Source organism: Paenibacillus sp. BGI2013 (assembly GCF_002843485.1).
GTDB lineage: Bacteria > Bacillota > Bacilli > Paenibacillales > Paenibacillaceae > Paenibacillus > Paenibacillus amylolyticus.
Map to the genome: position 1 here is coordinate 121,940 of NZ_PJFA01000005.1, position 16,811 is coordinate 138,750.

General features: G+C 46.9%; 16 protein-coding genes. 10 read left to right on the plus strand and 6 right to left on the minus strand.

From position 1 onward, the window contains the following. Positions 1–4 precede the first annotated feature (4 nt). The 4 genes from treP to CXK86_RS14500 all read left to right on the plus strand — a co-directional run bounded on the left by treP (position 5) and on the right by CXK86_RS14500 (position 3,808). On the plus strand, positions 5–2,023 hold the full coding sequence (gene treP / locus CXK86_RS14485) for a PTS system trehalose-specific EIIBC component (RefSeq protein ID WP_101313932.1): 2,019 nt from the start codon (positions 5–7) through the stop codon (positions 2,021–2,023). A gap of 225 nt (positions 2,024–2,248) precedes the next feature. Next, positions 2,249–3,097 carry a chemotaxis protein gene (locus tag CXK86_RS14490; RefSeq protein WP_101313933.1) on the plus strand — a complete coding sequence of 283 codons (849 nt, stop codon included), beginning with the start codon at positions 2,249–2,251 and terminating at the stop codon, positions 3,095–3,097. Between the two features lie 166 nt (positions 3,098–3,263). After that, complete coding sequence (locus CXK86_RS14495) at positions 3,264–3,527, plus strand: zinc/iron-chelating domain-containing protein (protein WP_047842665.1); 264 nt, start codon at positions 3,264–3,266, stop codon at positions 3,525–3,527. Between the two features lie 77 nt (positions 3,528–3,604). Then, positions 3,605–3,808: a hypothetical protein gene (locus CXK86_RS14500; protein WP_101313934.1), complete on the plus strand. Its 204-nt coding sequence runs from the start codon at positions 3,605–3,607 to the stop codon at positions 3,806–3,808. A gap of 128 nt (positions 3,809–3,936) precedes the next feature. Here CXK86_RS14500 and CXK86_RS14505 read toward each other — a convergent pair whose 3' ends face one another. From CXK86_RS14505 to CXK86_RS14515, 3 genes are all read right to left on the minus strand, one after another. Next, positions 3,937–5,052, minus strand: coding sequence for an AbrB family transcriptional regulator (locus CXK86_RS14505; RefSeq protein ID WP_257467855.1), 1,116 nt, complete (start codon positions 5,050–5,052; stop codon positions 3,937–3,939). 148 nt (positions 5,053–5,200) lie between these two features. Beyond that, entirely contained in the window at positions 5,201–6,511 is a 1,311-nt protein-coding gene (locus CXK86_RS14510; RefSeq protein WP_101313935.1) for an MFS transporter, read from the minus strand. Positions 6,512–6,588: 77 nt separating this feature from the next. Beyond that, on the minus strand, positions 6,589–7,293 hold the full coding sequence (locus CXK86_RS14515; protein WP_101313936.1) for an O-methyltransferase: 705 nt from the start codon (positions 7,291–7,293) through the stop codon (positions 6,589–6,591). Between the two features lie 139 nt (positions 7,294–7,432). On the opposite strand from CXK86_RS14515, the gene CXK86_RS14520 reads away from it, so the two are divergent. Further along, a complete protein-coding gene (locus CXK86_RS14520) occupies positions 7,433–8,329 on the plus strand; it encodes a LysR family transcriptional regulator (protein ID WP_036608744.1) in 897 nt (298 codons plus the stop codon). A 127-nt stretch (positions 8,330–8,456) separates the two neighbouring features. Here the strand turns inward: CXK86_RS14520 and CXK86_RS14525 are convergent, their stop codons facing one another. Both CXK86_RS14525 and CXK86_RS14530 read right to left on the minus strand, forming a co-directional pair. Next, on the minus strand, positions 8,457–9,173 hold the full coding sequence (locus CXK86_RS14525) for a YoaK family protein (RefSeq protein ID WP_101313937.1): 717 nt from the start codon (positions 9,171–9,173) through the stop codon (positions 8,457–8,459). 85 nt (positions 9,174–9,258) lie between these two features. Then, complete coding sequence (locus CXK86_RS14530) at positions 9,259–10,143, minus strand: alpha/beta hydrolase family protein (protein ID WP_101313938.1); 885 nt, start codon at positions 10,141–10,143, stop codon at positions 9,259–9,261. A gap of 245 nt (positions 10,144–10,388) precedes the next feature. Here CXK86_RS14530 and CXK86_RS14535 point away from each other — a divergent pair, with 245 nt between their 5' ends. Beyond that, complete coding sequence (locus CXK86_RS14535; RefSeq protein WP_036608962.1) at positions 10,389–11,132, plus strand: GTP pyrophosphokinase; 744 nt, start codon at positions 10,389–10,391, stop codon at positions 11,130–11,132. Positions 11,133–11,138: 6 nt separating this feature from the next. Then, complete coding sequence (locus tag CXK86_RS14540; RefSeq protein ID WP_101313939.1) at positions 11,139–12,374, plus strand: multidrug effflux MFS transporter; 1,236 nt, start codon at positions 11,139–11,141, stop codon at positions 12,372–12,374. A gap of 137 nt (positions 12,375–12,511) precedes the next feature. Here CXK86_RS14540 and CXK86_RS32075 read toward each other — a convergent pair whose 3' ends face one another. Further along, entirely contained in the window at positions 12,512–13,162 is a 651-nt protein-coding gene (locus CXK86_RS32075; RefSeq protein ID WP_180361767.1) for a hypothetical protein, read from the minus strand. Positions 13,163–13,584: 422 nt separating this feature from the next. Here CXK86_RS32075 and CXK86_RS14550 point away from each other — a divergent pair, with 422 nt between their 5' ends. From CXK86_RS14550 to CXK86_RS14560, 3 genes are all read left to right on the plus strand, one after another. Next, positions 13,585–14,583 (plus strand): ABC transporter substrate-binding protein, encoded by a 999-nt coding sequence (locus tag CXK86_RS14550; protein WP_101313941.1) that lies wholly within the window; start codon positions 13,585–13,587, stop codon positions 14,581–14,583. A gap of 166 nt (positions 14,584–14,749) precedes the next feature. Continuing rightward, complete coding sequence (locus CXK86_RS14555) at positions 14,750–15,370, plus strand: flavin reductase family protein (RefSeq protein WP_036608732.1); 621 nt, start codon at positions 14,750–14,752, stop codon at positions 15,368–15,370. Positions 15,371–15,603: 233 nt separating this feature from the next. Next, the gene (locus CXK86_RS14560) at positions 15,604–16,758 is read left to right on the plus strand and encodes a type III polyketide synthase (protein WP_101313942.1); all 1,155 of its coding nucleotides are present in this window, start codon (positions 15,604–15,606) and stop codon (positions 16,756–16,758) included. Positions 16,759–16,811 lie beyond the last annotated feature (53 nt).

A 16,811-nucleotide genomic window follows, 5' to 3' on the forward strand; every position in this document is an offset into this window, starting at 1 on the left:
CACTATGGCAATCGATAAAAAACAGGTTGAGGAGATCGTCCGGGCTGTCGGTGGCAAAGAGAATATTGAAGCTGCTACACACTGTGTTACACGACTCCGTTTTGCCTTGTACGATGAGAGTAAAGTGGATACTGAAAGTCTGGATCAGAATGATCTGGTCAAAGGACAGTTCTCTTCCCAAGGACAATTCCAGGTCGTTATTGGGCCTGGTCTGGTGGATAAAGTCTATGATGAGATGATTCAGATTACCGGGGGAGATCGTTCTTCCAAGGATGATGTGAAGGCGGCTGCTGGTAAAAAGCAAAATCCAATCCAGCGAGCGATTAAAACACTCTCGGATATCTTCATTCCGATCTTGCCTGCAATCATTACGGCAGGTCTTTTGCTCGGGATTAACAATATTCTGACAGGCCCAGGCATTTTCTTTGATGGAAAATCACTGGTGGATGTTTATCCAGCCTGGAAGGATCTTGCGTCCATTATTAATACAATCGCAAGTACAGCCTTCACGTTCCTGCCGGCTCTAATTGGTTGGGCAGCTGTAAAAAGGTTCGGCGGCAGTCCGCTGCTCGGGATCGTGCTGGGTCTCATTCTGGTACATCCCGATCTGCTGAGTGCATATGGTTACGCTGATGCTGTGAATAATGGCACGGTGCCAACATGGAATCTGTTCGGTTGGGAGATTGAGAAGATCGGTTATCAAGGGCAGGTTCTGCCAGTACTGGTATCGGCCTATCTGCTTGCGAAGATGGAAATTTTCCTGAATAAAAGGGTACATGATTCGATCAAACTGCTGGTCGTTGCACCAGTTACGTTGCTGATTACCGGATTCCTGGCATTTACGATTATTGGACCGGTTACATTTGCTATTGCAAATGCAATTACATCCGGCTTGATCTATGTATACGATTCATACGCGGCGCTGGGTGGTCTGATCTACGGTGGTCTGTACGCTTTGCTCGTTATCACCGGTATGCATCACACGTTCCTCGCGGTGGATGTTCAGCTCATTGGTAGTCAGGGCGGTACGTTCCTGTGGCCGATGCTGGCATTGTCCAATATCGCACAAGGCTCGGCGGCACTTGCGATGATGCTTGTCCTGCGTGAGAAGAAAATGAGAGGACTTGCGGCAACGTCCTCGGTATCGGCCTTCCTCGGGGTAACTGAGCCGGCGATCTTCGGAGTGAATATCCGTTACCGTTATCCGTTTATCTTTGGTATGGTCGGTTCCGCAATTGGTGGTGTGCTGCTGACGATGAATAATGTTCAGGCAACCTCCATCGGTGTAGGTGGTGTACCTGGATTCCTGTCGATTTTCCCTGACAAATGGGGTGTCTTCTTCATCGGCATGGCGATTGTCCTGGTTGTACCATTTGTACTGACCGTCCTTTTTGGCAGAGCCAAACTGAGAAAAGAAGATCGTAATGAAAGTAATGAAACCGTTGCTGAGCCTAAAGCGGCTACATCGCAGTCTGCTTCGAGTGTTACCTCTTCAACTGCAAAAACAGATCCAAACCAGCGCACACGTAGTGCAGCTCAAGTAGGAGACGAAGCCGTGAATACACTGGAAATCATGGCGCCTTTAACAGGCCAGGCCGTGTCACTGGAGCAAGTACCAGATCCGGCTTTTGCCGAGAAACAGATGGGTGAGGGTGTAGCAATCGAACCTTCCAGCAACGTTGTTGTTGCCCCGTTTGATGCTCAGGTAGCTCATGTGATCAAAAGTAAACATGCGGTGATTCTTGAACACGCGAGTGGATTACAAGTTCTGATTCATGTCGGGATTAATACAGTATCCCTCAAGGGTGAAGGCTTCAACATGCATGTGGAAGCTGGCGAGCATGTAAAAGCTGGACAAAAGCTGTTGGAGTTTGATCGTAAGGTAATTGAAGATGCGGGATACCCGCTGATTACACCGATTATCATTCCAGATGGTCAGGATATGGTTGAACGGGTGGAAGTCACGACAGGTGATGTTACATCTAATCAAAATGGTGTGTTGAAGGTTCATCTGAAAGGTTAATTGAATACAACAACAAGAAGGGGCTGCATGATGTGCAGCTCCTTTTTGCTGTATGATCGTTATTTTCATGACGATCATGGTAAACTGTATATAAAATGGAAGAATCACATTTTTAAAATAATGGTGGGTGGAAAGGTTCTTCTGACAAAGCAAGCTTCAGGCATGTTCGAGTCGTGGCGTTCATATGGTGGAGAAAGAGTTCCTAGATCGATGAGGAGGAGAGCCATGACACGTATTGCGGTGATGGTCATTCATGGGCTGGGTATGCGGAAGGATGGGTACGCGGACAAGCTGATTGCTTGTTTGCATAAGGAATTGGACAAGGTAATGGTCTTGCCTGGAGCCTCTAAACAGATGCTGGATATCGAACCTGTATATTGGGCGGATGTATTTGAGGAGCGGGAAGAGGCGCTCTTTCAACAGCTCGTCAGCTCTCCGGGATTGAACTTTCAGGCGTTGCGCCGATTTGTCATCCACTACCTGGCTGATGCGGTTGCTTATCAACCAGTGGAAAATCAAGGCCATAACTATGATGCCGTACATCGAACGTTGAGTCAGGCGATGCATTCCCTTGCACAGCGCAATGGACCGGAAGCTCCGCTCTGTGTGGTTGCCCATAGTTTGGGTGCCGTAATCGCCAGTAACTTCTTCTACGATCTGCAATATCCGTCCAGTCGTGTGCCTGAGGTTGTGGATGTGAACTCGGCTCTGGAGCGGGGGGACACGCTGACCCATTTTTACTCGTTTGGTACAACCTTGCCCTTATGGAGTTTGCGTTACCATGACTTTAGTTGTCCAATTCAGGTGCCCTCTTCCCATGTGAATCAGTACTATGCCGGACTGGAAGGGGAGTGGGTGAACTTCTACGATAGGGACGATATTCTGGGTTATCCATTACGCCCCATTGATCCCGCTTATGAGAAAGCGGTGAAAGAAGATATTGAAGTGAACTCTGGTGGCGTGGCTATGAGTTGGAACCCGCTAAGTCATGGAGGGTATTTTTCCAATCGAAGTATGAATCGGAGAATGGCTCAGGGGCTCGCTCGAACCTGGACCTGGATAAATCGCTCATAATTAAGAGGTAGTTCAAAAAGTCCGCTTTTGATTACGAAGGATTCCTAATGGCATCATAAGCATCGAATATGGAATTCAGCCCATCTTCTTGGTATTGAAAACCGGTCTTTTCTTTTTGAACATGTATTGTAAGTAATATAAGTATTAAAATTAGGAGGGAATATGTATGGAATGCAGGACAGGCTGTGCCGCATGTTGTATCGCGATTTCCATATCATCACCGATACCGGGCATGGCTCATGGCAAGCCGGCAGGTGTACGTTGTGTGCAGCTTACGGATGATAATCGCTGCGGAATTTTTGGCCAAAAAGATCGTCCTGCGGTATGCAGTGGATTGCAAGCTGAGGAAGAGATGTGTGGTAACACCGATCAGGAAGCATTTGATATTCTAACCTGGTTGGAGCAAGAAACTGCACCAAAGGTAATATGAGTGGGTTGTTTTAATGAATTGGGATAATTATACTTAATAGGGAAGAAGGTTGATTAGAGAGAGGAGACGCGAATACAATGGGGCTTGTTAAACGTTTTGTATTGGTTGTAGTGAATATGATCGGAGAGTTATGGATGGGGTTTTACCGACGTAACTCGGATTATTATGACCATCAGACTTCGGAGTCCAAAAGTAAGATTGGCTATTATGCATTTATTATTGGGGCAACAGTGGTTACGGTGGGCATTGTAGGTTGGATGTACAAACGAATTTATTCATAAGACATCATTATGCTTAAAATTGAATGAAGCCAAATGTTGAAGATGAATCTGTACAAATAAAAGAGAGTATCCGCAGGATGTGGCATCAAATGGATACTCTCTTTGGCATGGGATCAGACAAAATATGATCATTGAAGTGAGGGCTCTGCTTTCTTTTCTTTTAACATATGTACAAGAATCATCTTCAGTACGGAAGAGACGATGAAAAAGATAAACAGGATGCGGAACAATTGATACCCGGATACAACCGAAAGATCGGCATTCACTTCATGTGCCATGATACTCATCTGATCCATCCCGCCAGGGGCCATACTGAGTAGTGAGGTTGCCGCGGAGAGGGAGAACACATTCATTAACAGATAACTCAATCCAAGCGCACCAACAATGAGCAGTACACTACTCATCACCGCTAGCGTGACTGTCTGTGTCTTGCGTTGCAACTGTTCCGGCTTGAGCATCAATCCAACGTGACTGCCAATCATCAATTGCGATACGTTTAAGAGGGAGGTTGGCAGACTGGGTGTGTGCATCGATGTACTTAATTGAACGACACACATGACAATCATGGGACCCAGCATAAAGGCCGTCGGAAATCGGAGTTTGCGTGCAACCCATGCACCCGCTACACAGAGCGGAGCATAGACAAGAATCTCCGGAAAAAGGGTACCCCACGTTGCTACGTCAATGAACGGATGATCCAAACTTCCACCTGCGGTACCTTCAAACCACGGACTGAATAGCAGGAACGGAACACAGAAGACAATCATGATCAGCCGAGTCACCTGCAAAAAGGTAACCAGCGTCAGATTGATAGATTTCATCTCTTCTGCGAGGGACACCATCTGGGATAGTCCTCCTGGAATGCTGCCCACCAGCAGGGAGGGGAAATCAAAATCGGTTACCTTTGAAGCGATGTAGGCCGTAATTACACACAATCCGATTAACAGCAAGGTCATCAGAAGCATCATGGGAAGTTGTTGCAAAATGCCGTGCAGTGCCTCTTTAGTTAAGGTGAGTCCAATCGAATAACCAACAATCAGAATGCCATAGTCCCGAATGGAGGCAGGCCACATGAGCGGCCATTTGGCGACTTGGGAGCCAAGCAGCATAAATACCATTGGCCCGAGCAACCACGGGATCGGTGTATGAATGACTGTGAACAGCAATCCGCCAAGAACAGAGACACCCAGACTAAGAAAAAACCGAAAGACAACGTGGGAACCAAGCTTGCGCATCAGTTCCATCCGTTTAGCCTACCGGTTGAATGAGGTGGTATGAGATTCAGGTATGCATTCAGGTTTAATGAAGGATTCATGTTCATGTGTGATCACTCCTGATGATGAGATACGTTGCGTTATCTGCGGAACAACCAGACTGCTAGTGTTCAACTCATTAAGATCCTGCGAGAGCCGTAGCGGAAGGTTTGGGTTCTCTGAACATTACAAAGTACATCAGTGATGAAATAACATATAGACAGCCTGTGATGCTGAAAGTGATCGCGTAACCCCAATACGTTCCGTACGTGGTGACCAGATAGGATTGAACGGGTCCCATTGTCGCCCATCCAATCATGAACGAGGTCTGCATCAGTGAATTGGCAATGCCGCGGCGTTTGTCCGAGATCCGATCCACCAGTATCGCTGAATGAATGGGATTGGCTGCGTTCATCAATGCTTGTCTGAATAAGAAACTGAGCGAAGCGATGAACAACAGATTGGTGAAGCCTGTTAATAGAAGGAAGGGTAGCGACATGACCTGGAAAATGACAACGGCTCTTACGCTTCCGACCTTTGCCGCCAAGGTAGGACCAATCAGCATGGATACAATCGTCATAATCTGACCAAGTGCAATTAGTAAGCTCATGCCGCTCAGAGAAATCGAGAATCGATTGGTGAAATACAGATTCAGATACGGTACAACCAGTCCGGAACCTAATCCAATTAACAACTGAGTCACTATAAACTGACCAATCAGTCGGGAATCTTTTTTCTTCGTGATCGAGTCGTCCGTGCTTGGGATATTTGTTGAACTTTCTTTTAGCTCCGCATTGGGTTGAAGAACGGGTTGCACCGGAATCGAGGTCTGCGGAGCAGCCTTGCCTTCGGTTACAAATAACAGTGGAATAAATGCAGCCAGTGTTGCTGCACCACCGACAAATAAAACCGTCTGCAATCCGGTCACTTTGGCGAGTCCTGCCGTATGTAACAAATCTGCGAATACACCGCCACCCAGGCTACCAAGCACCTGGGAAGCGAGCACAAGAGATGAATAATAACTGAACATCTTCAGCCGCTGGCTTTTCTTGACGTTTTCCGCCAGATAAGGAATGGCCAGTACTTGGAATACTCCAGCGAAAAGGCCAGAGAATACCGCGAACCAGATCAGTCCTGTAGCCGAATAATCGAAGGAGCGTCCGATCAGAAAGATTCCGCTGAATAACGCCCCGGTAATGAGTAATCGCTTGCGGCTGAACAGATCACCGCATAGACCGATAGGAACAAACATAATGGCTGTTGCGAGTGATTGAATACTTACTATCTGGCCGTTCATTGTATCATTATAGCCCAGACCCTGAATGTACAGATTATACAAGACAGAGAACATACCATTTCCGATCTGATACAGAATGCTAGCCAGGAAAAACAGTTGAATATTGCGGGACCAGCCGCGAATTTCATCATTAATATGTTGTAAAACTCTCAAGTGGTTCCCCCCAGTCTGCCTGTGCAGTGATTCCAGTTTAACAGGAAAGGGGAATTTGCGGAAGAATTGACCACTGTTTATTTTGGTTCAGGGGCATCAATCACACGAGCAATGACGAATCCATCGTAACCTTTGCTACCGACCGTTTGCAGTGCTGTAGCTTCAAGTCGAGGGTGATCCGCGATCAACTGCAGGAATGATCGAACGCCCTGAACTCTGGGGTCTGTGCTGTCTGTGCGGATCACTTCACCGTCCCTGACGATATTATCACCAATAATAAGACTCCCCGTCCGAGTCAGTCGCAGGGCCCATCTCAGATAATCGGGATTACTTGGTTTGTCAGCATCGATGAAGATCATATCAAACGGTTCCCTGTATTCTTCCTGAACATCGGGAAGGGTGGTTAGGGCAGGACCAACTCTCAGGTCAACCTTGTGCATCAGTCCTGCTCGTGTGAGATTGGCTCGGGCCAAGTCTGCATGATGTGATTCCGATTCCAGTGAGACGATGCGTCCGTGTTCAGGCAGCGCTCTTGCCATCCAGATGGTACTGTATCCACCCAATGTGCCTATTTCAAGTACACGGGATGCGCCTTGGATTTGCAGCAGGAGCTGAAGTAACTTTCCTTGATTTGGTGTTACGTCATGAGCAGGGAGTCCAGCTTCGGCATTGCTTTGCAGTGTATGTTCCAGCAGGGAATCTGATGGAATCAGCAGATCATTCATGTAGTCGTCGACTTGAGTCCAGGTATGCTGTAGGTTCGTCGTATTTATATTTTTCATGTTCACATGTTCCTTTCCTTGTTCCTTGTATTGGATTTCATATTTCAACTATAAATGGAGCATATATATAAATAAAATATATATTATGTATGATAATATAACTTTAGATTATGTAATTTGACGTGGAAGAGGTGTAAACATGAATCTGCATGGATTACGATTATTTCATGCCATCGTGAGATATGGCGGGGTCACTCGTGCCGCAGAGGAACTAAATATTAGTCAACCTGCGGTATCTTCTCAGGTGAAGAAGTTTGAACGTGAATTGGGAATCCAGCTTTTTGTTTCGGAGGGAAGAAGACTGGTGCTTACGGATGCGGGGATACAGTTAACAGGTTATGCGGAACGTCTGTTCATGCTGGAGCAGGATGTCGAGAATTTTGTGCAGGATTTTCGGGAGGGCAAGAAAGGACTGATCCGTCTTACGGCAACCTACTTGCCTTCGAATTTTCTGTTGCCTGGCTGGATTGCGCGGTTTAAGCAAATGCACGAGGATGTGGAGATTGTTGTGAGCACAACCAACACCCGGATGGCTTTTGACCAGTTGCTTCGTTATGAGGCAGAGATTGCAGTGTATGGTGGAAGTGGCATTACACATGCAGGTGTCCAATGGGATGAATTGTTTGACGATGAGATGTGGTTTGTTGTGCACCCTGACCATCCGTATGCGGGAAAAGAAATCGAGCTGCATGAGATGATGGCAGAACCGTTCATTATGCGCGAAGAAGGCAGTGCCACGCGTGAGCGACTCGTTTCCCTTTGCACAACAAATAACCTGGCCGCTCCCCGCATTGCGCTTCAGTTCAACGGGCTGAACGAAACGATTAGTGCGGTGAAGGCAGGTTATGGGGCCAACTTTATATCTTCTTTGGTTGTGAACGAAGATGTGCAGCAAGGCAGGCTGGCACGTGTGTTTGTTCGAGGTGTACAGCTGAGAAATACGGTTGCCGTATGTACACGAGCCGGGGAGGTATTATCACCTGCTGCACAGCATCTGGTCAAGCTTATCCGCCAAGAAGCTGCTTTGATGAAATAAATAGCGTGATTGTACTTAAAATAACTTAAAGTCCATATTCAAAAAGACCAGTTTTCAGTATCCTAAAGCGGACTTTTGAACAGCCACTTGAACATGGACAGGTTACTTCTTCTACTATTCACTTTTATTAACTTTCGCTTTGTTGTGAAGTTCCCCATGCATGTAATCGGGCGTATAGGGTTACGCCGCCAATGATCAGGACAGGAATCCAGACTGCAATCATGGGCACACGGTGGAATAACAATGCGGCTGCAATGACGCCGATCAAATAGATGACAACAGCACCTGCACGAAGGAAGGAATCTGTGGACAAGGCTTTGGTTAACGATCGGATATTGGCATGTCGCAGCTTTTTGAGGATGTTTACGGTATCCTCAACCACAGCGGCCAAATTATTGGTGAGCACGGTTGTTGAGATGCCAGCAATGCCAATGCGGCGTGCCGCAGTTGTTTGCATCCCCATTGCAACGGCTAGGATGACAATTAACAGATAGGACAGTTGTTCTGAAAATGGACTAATCATGGCGATCGCGAACAGCAGGAGCAATATGCTTTCAACAGTAAATACAGCTGTGACCTTAGAAGACCAGCCATTTTTGGTCTGCACAGGTCCAACCATATGTGCTGCAATGGCATTGCCGGCAATAAAACCGATGAGAGCAAGCAATGACCGCAGCACGACAAATTCCTGAGCACGGGCAATGGCAATACCCAACAAAACAATATTTCCCGTCATATTGGCTGTGAGCACATGCCCCAGTCCCAGATATCCGATCAGGTCCACCATTCCGGCAGACATACAGAGAAGCAACATGGCGTATTTTTGGAGGGTGCTTTGATTCATCCTATCCGTCCTTTCAAAAAACGTAGCCCCTCCAGTATACAGCCATAACCCATGCATCTTCAAAATGAAATTCATCGCGCAAGACTTAAGGTGCAGCGAGCCAATCAAACATATTGATAACCGCTGACTGATGTATTTTCTCGTGAAAATGATGATCCTGCCCGCCATAAGCGTGAAATGTGACGTCTGCACCTCGCCGCTTAAGCCAGTGATACATTCGGGTTCCGTGACTATAATTCACTTGTGTATCTGATGTACCATGCATGATCAGCACGGGACAAGATAGTTTGTTCGCTTTCGACAAGGGAGAACGGGCGAGATAAGCTTCTGGAACCGTGCGTGGGGAACCACCTAGCACCCGTTTCAATGTGCGCCTCAGGTCGGTTCGCTCATGGTAAGTGCGTTCCACATCGGCGACACCGCTCCAAAGAATTAACTTATGTACTCTGTCCGGTCCCTCATTATAGGTCGTTGCGGTATGTACAGCATTAATGGCCCCACGGGAGAACCCCATTAACGATATCCGAGTCGGATCGACAAAGGGTAAACGCTGTATCAACCGGTAAGCGGCATGCACATCTTCGGCATCTTTCCCGCCATACTCGTCACGGCCCTCACCTCCTTCGTTGCCACGATAGGATGGGGCGAACACGATATAACCTTTATGTACAAATTGCTCAAGCCAAACGGTATTTACCCCGCCATAGCTACCAAGTCCGCCGCGGCAATAGATCAAAACCGGCCACTGTTCCGGTAAGTTATCCGTATCATGTATTGTTGCAGCAGGGTAATGGCTGGCGAGCGGTTGCAGATGAAGATGTAGAGGCTTATGTATGGAAGCGAAGTCTGGAAAGGCAGAGGAGATAGAGCCGGGATGAGAAGTTTCATATGTTTTGATATCAGGTAATGAACAACCTTGTGGCAGGTATAAATAAGCTTTAACCCGAAGTGTATCGGATGAATACGTCACTTGATAGAGCAGGAAAATCCACCTCTTTTATTAATATTTGCGGGCCAAATGAAAGGGATGCTTCTATAGGATGCGCGTAAAATAAGTTCCCATACCTTCCAGGCTGAATCGCCAGCCCAAATGTGAGAAATTCGTTTATTGGCTCCATATGATTTATAATGGTTCAGGAGACATGTGGATTGACCGCTTGTTCTCATATTCATAAAACTAATTTTAGTGTGCAGAAAGAAAGGGAGAAAGCCATGATGAACGCTCCACATCCAATTGATCAATTCAAGAAATTCAAATATGAAATTACCAGATTTATGATGATCTATAAATTTGCTCTGGATCAAATGGAGACCAAGATTGAAGTCCTGAAGGAAGAATTCCAGTCTTTGCATGATTACAGTCCAATTGAGCATACAAAGTCCAGACTGAAATCTCCTGAGAGCATTATGAACAAGATGTTCCGCAAAAATCATGAGTTAACGTTTGAGAGCATTAAGCAAAATATCAAGGATATCGCCGGGGTACGGATTACATGTTCCTTTATCTCGGATATCTATCGCATTAAGGATATGCTGTGCAACCAGAGTGATCTGCGTGTACTGGAGGTCAAAGACTACATCGAGAATCCAAAGCCAAACGGCTACCAAAGCCTTCACCTTCTGGTGGAAGTGCCTGTGTACATGTCCAATGGTGAGGAACGAGCATGTGTGGAGATCCAGATCCGTACAATCGCGATGGATTTCTGGGCGAGTCTGGAGCATAAGATTTTTTATAAATACAATAAGGATGTTCCCGAGCATTTGACGAGAGAGTTAAAGAGTGCGGCAGATTCGGCAAATGCGCTGGATCAACAGATGGAGCGACTTCACCGGGAAATTCAGGAGATTAAGGACGCCGATAATGAGCGGGATGAAGAAGAACTGCGCCGTATTATTATTAACAATCAACAGTTCACACTGCCGTCCAACCTGCTCAAGCTGCTGGGTAGCGGGGAGTAGTATTTGATGAAAAGTACAACAGCTTCATTGAACACAAACTCCACATCTCGTGTACGAATGGCTTTAATTCTGGGGACATTGTCGGCCTTCGGGCCGTTGTCCCTAGATATGTATTTACCCGCATTGCCCACGCTGGCTGATGAGTTTGGTTCATCTACATCGTATGCTCAACTCAGTCTGACGGCGTGTATGATTGGACTTGCGGTTGGACAGTTGCTTGCTGGACCTCTAAGTGATGTGCGTGGTCGGCGAACACCGCTCATTGCAGGGCTTGTGCTCTATACGATCGCCTCCATACTTTGCCTGGTTAGCCCGACGATGGGCTCTTTTGTTGTGCTGCGGTTCATTCAAGGTGTAGCTGGAGCGGCAGGGATTGTCATCTCGCGCGCAATCGTCAGAGACGTATATTCGGGCCCGGAACTGACACGGTTCTTCTCTCTGTTAATGCTGATTAACGGCGTAGCCCCGATTGCTGCACCAATCATTGGTGGACAATTGTTGACGTATACATCGTGGCGCGGCGTATTTATTTTGCTTAGCCTCATCGGTATACTGACGTTGTTGGCTGTCATTTTCGGTCTTGGAGAGACATTACCTTCCAATCGCAGATCAAGCGGAGGATTGAAGCAGACATTACTTACGTTTCGCCAAATCGCGGGGGATCGTCAGTTTATGGGTTATGCGTTAACCCAAGGGTTTGTAGCTGCTGGCATGTTTGCGTACATATCAGGTTCACCGTTTGTGCTTCAGAAAATATACGGGGTATCCCCGCAAATGTTCAGTGTATGCTTCGCCATTAACGGGTTAGGCATTATTCTGGCCAGTCAGATTGCCGGTAGACTTGCAGGAAAGGTATCAGAGAATCGCCTGTTAATCGCGGGGCTGCTAACCGCGGCGCTCGGAGGAACTTCATTGCTCATCGCCATTCTGGCTGGAGGTAATCTAATCTCTGTACTGATTCCGCTATTTTTGGTGGTATCCAGTGTTGGGTTGGTCAATACCGCGTCCTTCGCTTTGGCGATGGCCAATCAGGAGAAATCGGCAGGCAGTGCGTCTGCGCTAATTGGTGTGATGACGTTCCTGTTCGGAGGTATTGTCGCTCCCCTCGTAGGTCTCGGGGGAGAAGGAACAGCCGTGCCAATGGGAATCGTTATCGCGTGTGCTGATCTCGGTGCCTTGGTGATTTACTTCCTAATGGTCAGTAGAGGCGGGAAGCGCCAGAACGATCAAGTGTTGAGTTAAAGGTACTGATTCTGTACACCTTGCGTTTATGGAGTCTTAGTAATGTAAAGGTACATCTGGATAAAAGGACGAAAAAGAGCCTCACTTGGAAGGAATTATGCTTCCAAGTGGGGCTCTTGCTGTAGGTAAGGAGAGGTTTAGCAGAGCGCAAACAAAATCTGTGTATTGGACAGTATACCTGGCGTGAGGAATGGATAGAAGTACCCCACCACAAAACCAAACAGATTAATTGCAGGCCACATCAGGTAGACATCATTGTATGTGAAGACAAGGGACCACCGGTTATAGCAAAAGTTGGGCAGCGCACGTTCTTCGTTATCTCGTGGTGCCGCTGCACCAGTCTGTGCAAATTGCACAGCTTGAGTGAGACTTTGCGGCTGTTGCTGGAGGAAAAGCGGAAGCAGACCCGGGCTACTTTTGATCAGGTTATACAGAAAAAGCATTTCTGCCGGAGGCTGACCTACCGGACGAGGATAGGCACTAAGTAGGGTGGGCAGGTTGCCTTGAGTCAGTTGCGCAGGTACGCCCGGTGCTGTACCCGGAATTGTACCTGGAATGCCTCCAGGGATATATGGACCGGGTCCTCCGCTTGGAATGTATGGAGGATAGGCGCCTTGACCGCCAGGGATACCAGGAAACGTCGGACCACCCGGTGTGCCGCCACCGCCACCTCCTGGGAACAGTGGAGGCAATTGAAAGGAACGGTCTTCTCCATAACTTAGATAAGGGTTATATTCGTAATACATGTACAAAACATCCTTCCTGTCGTCGTATTCTGCATTCAGCATATGGCGGCATCCGCCTATAGGTGAATGCCGTCAAGAAGATTTTAAATGATCTATATAGTTGAACTAATCATTTACACCAAACGGAGAAGATAAAAAAAACCTGAAAAAGCGAAGCGCTCGCATTTATCACCGGATTTTCCCTTAGAGAAAGGGGAATCGAAAAAATCTGGGGATAACAGCGATTGGAAGGTTGTTCTATCATCGTAGTGTCAGTGTAAATAAATTTTAGTTCAACTGTATAGCGCAGAATATAATCGAATTGACAACTGAACTGATAACAATTATCATTGTCAATGGAATCAGACAAATGTACATACGGATATTATATGTATCAATAATAGTGTCAATATTTTTGAACATTGAAATCTGTCACAATAACGCCGAATAAGGTTTTTATAATGAATTGAAAGGGGATATATCAAGTGTTTAAGAGAAATAAAAAGATGATCATGCTTCTAATGACGGTGATGGTTATGTCCATCTGGTTGGCCGCGTGTGGAGCGAAGCCTGCAGAGAATGGAGCAGCAGGATTGAACGATACAAAAACGGAGACTGAGACACAAACAGAAGCTGCTACAGAGCGCACATTAACAGATGCAATGGGACACGAAGTAACAATTCCCGCAAATCCGGAGCGCATTATCGCTTCTTATCTGGAAGACCATCTTGTTACACTCGGTGTTAAGCCAGCAGCACAATGGGCCATCAACAACGGCAGTGGTTTGCAGGATTATCTGCAAACCGATCTGAATGGTATACCTGGTATTGCAAGTGATCTACCTTTTGAAGCCATGGCCAGTTTCTCACCAGACCTGATTATTATGGGTTCTGAAAGTACAGTGGAAGGGGAGAAATACGAACAGTACAACAAAATTGCCCCTACTTATGTACTCGGAGATGAGGTCAACAAGGACTCGCGTCAGGCTCTGCTCAAGATCGGCGAGCTTCTGAACAAATCGGATGTAGCGCAGAAGGCGCTTGACGATTATGATGCCAAGGCAAAGGAAATCAAAGAAAAAGTAACTGCTGTTACTGGAGGAACAAAGTCGGCCGCAGCGTTGTGGTTGTTCAATAACAAGTTTTATGTTGTAAGCAACAATGTTTCCAGTGGTGAAGTGATGTACAACGAACTTGGACTTGCAGAGCCTAATGTTGTGAAGGAAGCATCTGCGAAGGCAACGGGTAACTGGTCTGAGATTTCATTGGAGAAGATCGCGGAAATGGACACAGACTATCTATTCCTGGTGAACAGTGACAAGGGAGCAGGCTCAGAAGCGCTGAAAGATGCCGTATGGCAGAGCATTCCTGCTGTAAAGACAGGTAATGTCTTTGAATTCACCCGGTCCAGTAGCTGGTTGTACAGCGGAGTTCAAGCGAACCTTCAAATTATGGAAGACATTCTGAACAGCATTGTTAAATAAGAAATAGTCGGTATGAAAAAGCATGTTCGTACTTCCTGGTGCAATCGCACCAGGGAGTTTTTTTGTTAATTCAGCATTTTACGTTATATAATAAATATGAGTGTGTTATCGTGTCCTGAAGTGAAATTGACACTTGTTACACGAGCATGGAAGGGGATATTTACATATGTATACATTGGATCCGCGTGAAATAACGGGAAGAGACAACTATAAACTGATGAGTGGTTCGGTGGTACCACGTCCAATTGCTTTTGTGACGACACTTTCAGATAAGAATGGTGTAATTAATGCAGCGCCTTTTAGTTTCTTTAATGTGGTTAGTTCGGACCCGCCGCTGTTATCCATATCTATTGCACGTAAAGACGGTATCATGAAAGATACTGCACGAAATGTGCTTGCTCATCAAGAACTGGTCGTGCATATCTGTGATGAAGCAATCATAACAGAAGTGAATGAGACAGCAGCCATACTGGAACCCCACGAAAGTGAGCTTGAGCGGACAAAACTGACTACAGTGCCAAGTACCAAGGTTGCTGTGCCAGGAATTCAGGAAGCACTCATTCGGATGGAGTGTGAGCTGTATCAACACATTCCGATCACGAATGATGAGGGCAAACCAGTGAGTGACCTGCTGCTGGTACGCATTGTACAGTATCATTTCAGTGAACAAGTCTACAATCCGGACAAGGGCTATATCCTGATGGACCATTTGAAACCAGTAAGTCGACTGGCAGGTAATGATTATGCCAAGCTTGGGGAGAGATTCACGATAATTCGGCCTGAATAGTTCTGACAGATCGAATATGTAATATAGGAACGGGTTTAATCCGGTATCAAAGGCGGACAGCACGTGCGAAACTCGCATAAGTTGTCCGCCTTTGCTTGTTAATATGAACATAAACAGGACAGGTAGTGAATAGACTTGTACTATATCCTGCACACATGTCATATGAACCTATTTTATATATAGGTTGTTTAAAAAGCCTACTTTTGAACACGTACTATAAGGGGGTTAAGCCGATGAACCAGCTTGAGGCAAATACTGGGGCAAGTATTATGGGAATAGGAACGGCGTGGCCTGCCCACCGTATTGAGCAAAAGGATGTGTCTGCCCGTCTCGCGCAAGCGCTGGAACATGAGCCGGATGCGAGAAGGTGGGCCAAACGAATCTTTAATCAGTGCGGTGTGGAGACTCGGTATACGTGTGAACCGAATCTGCTTGAGCCTGTTGATTCTTGCCGATATTTACCCTTTACCAATGCGGACGAGGTTCCGACTACATCCGAGCGTATGGGCAAATACAAAGCTGCTGCTGTTCCACTTGGTCTCGAGGCGGCCGGACAGGCCATTCAGGATGCAGACGTAACCTCCTCGGAAATTACACATCTCATTACGGTGAGTTGCACGGGGCAATTCCTGCCCGGACTTGATGTTCGGCTGATCCAACAGCTTGAACTGTCACCGCAGATCAACCGGATTCCACTGGTGTTTCAAGGATGTGCAGCCGGTCTGAAGGCGATCCAACTGGCGAATTCCATTGTAACGACAGATCAGAAGGCTACGGTTCTCATCGTGTGTGTGGAACTATGTACACTTCACTTTCAGCCATCTGCCAAACGGGACGACCTGTATGCTGCATCTTTCTTCGGAGACGGTGCCTCTGCCTGTGTTATTGGTGCGTCCGGTACAGACCGCAATGAATGTTTTCGACTAGGCCGAGGGCACTCAACGCTGCTCCCGGATTGTGCAGAAGAAATGATCTGGGAAGTCGGCAATACAGGCTTTGATCTCTACCTGTCACCACAGATTCCGAAGCTGCTTGGTTTGCATCTCGGTCCAGAGGTAGAACGGTTGCTAGAGGGGAGCGGTTTACCGGAAATATGGGCGATCCATCCGGGAGGCAGAGGCATCGTGGATGCCGTTCAGAAGCTGTATCAGTTGACAGATGAGCAGGTCTCCTACAGCCGAAACATCCTGCGGGATTATGGCAACCTGTCGTCCGTGACGATTCTTTTTGTTCTTCAAGCCATCCGCGAGGATTACAGACAGAAGGAAGAGCATTCCAGTGGGATAGCGCTGGCCTTTGGCCCGGGACTGACAGCAGAGTTACTTCCTTTTAAATACATCCCTGCCCCCATAGCGAACAGAACACCTGTGAATCATGGCATCCAATAGTTCGCGGACCCGAGTGAAGGAGATATACACCGCAAGTGTATGAATGTGCTTAT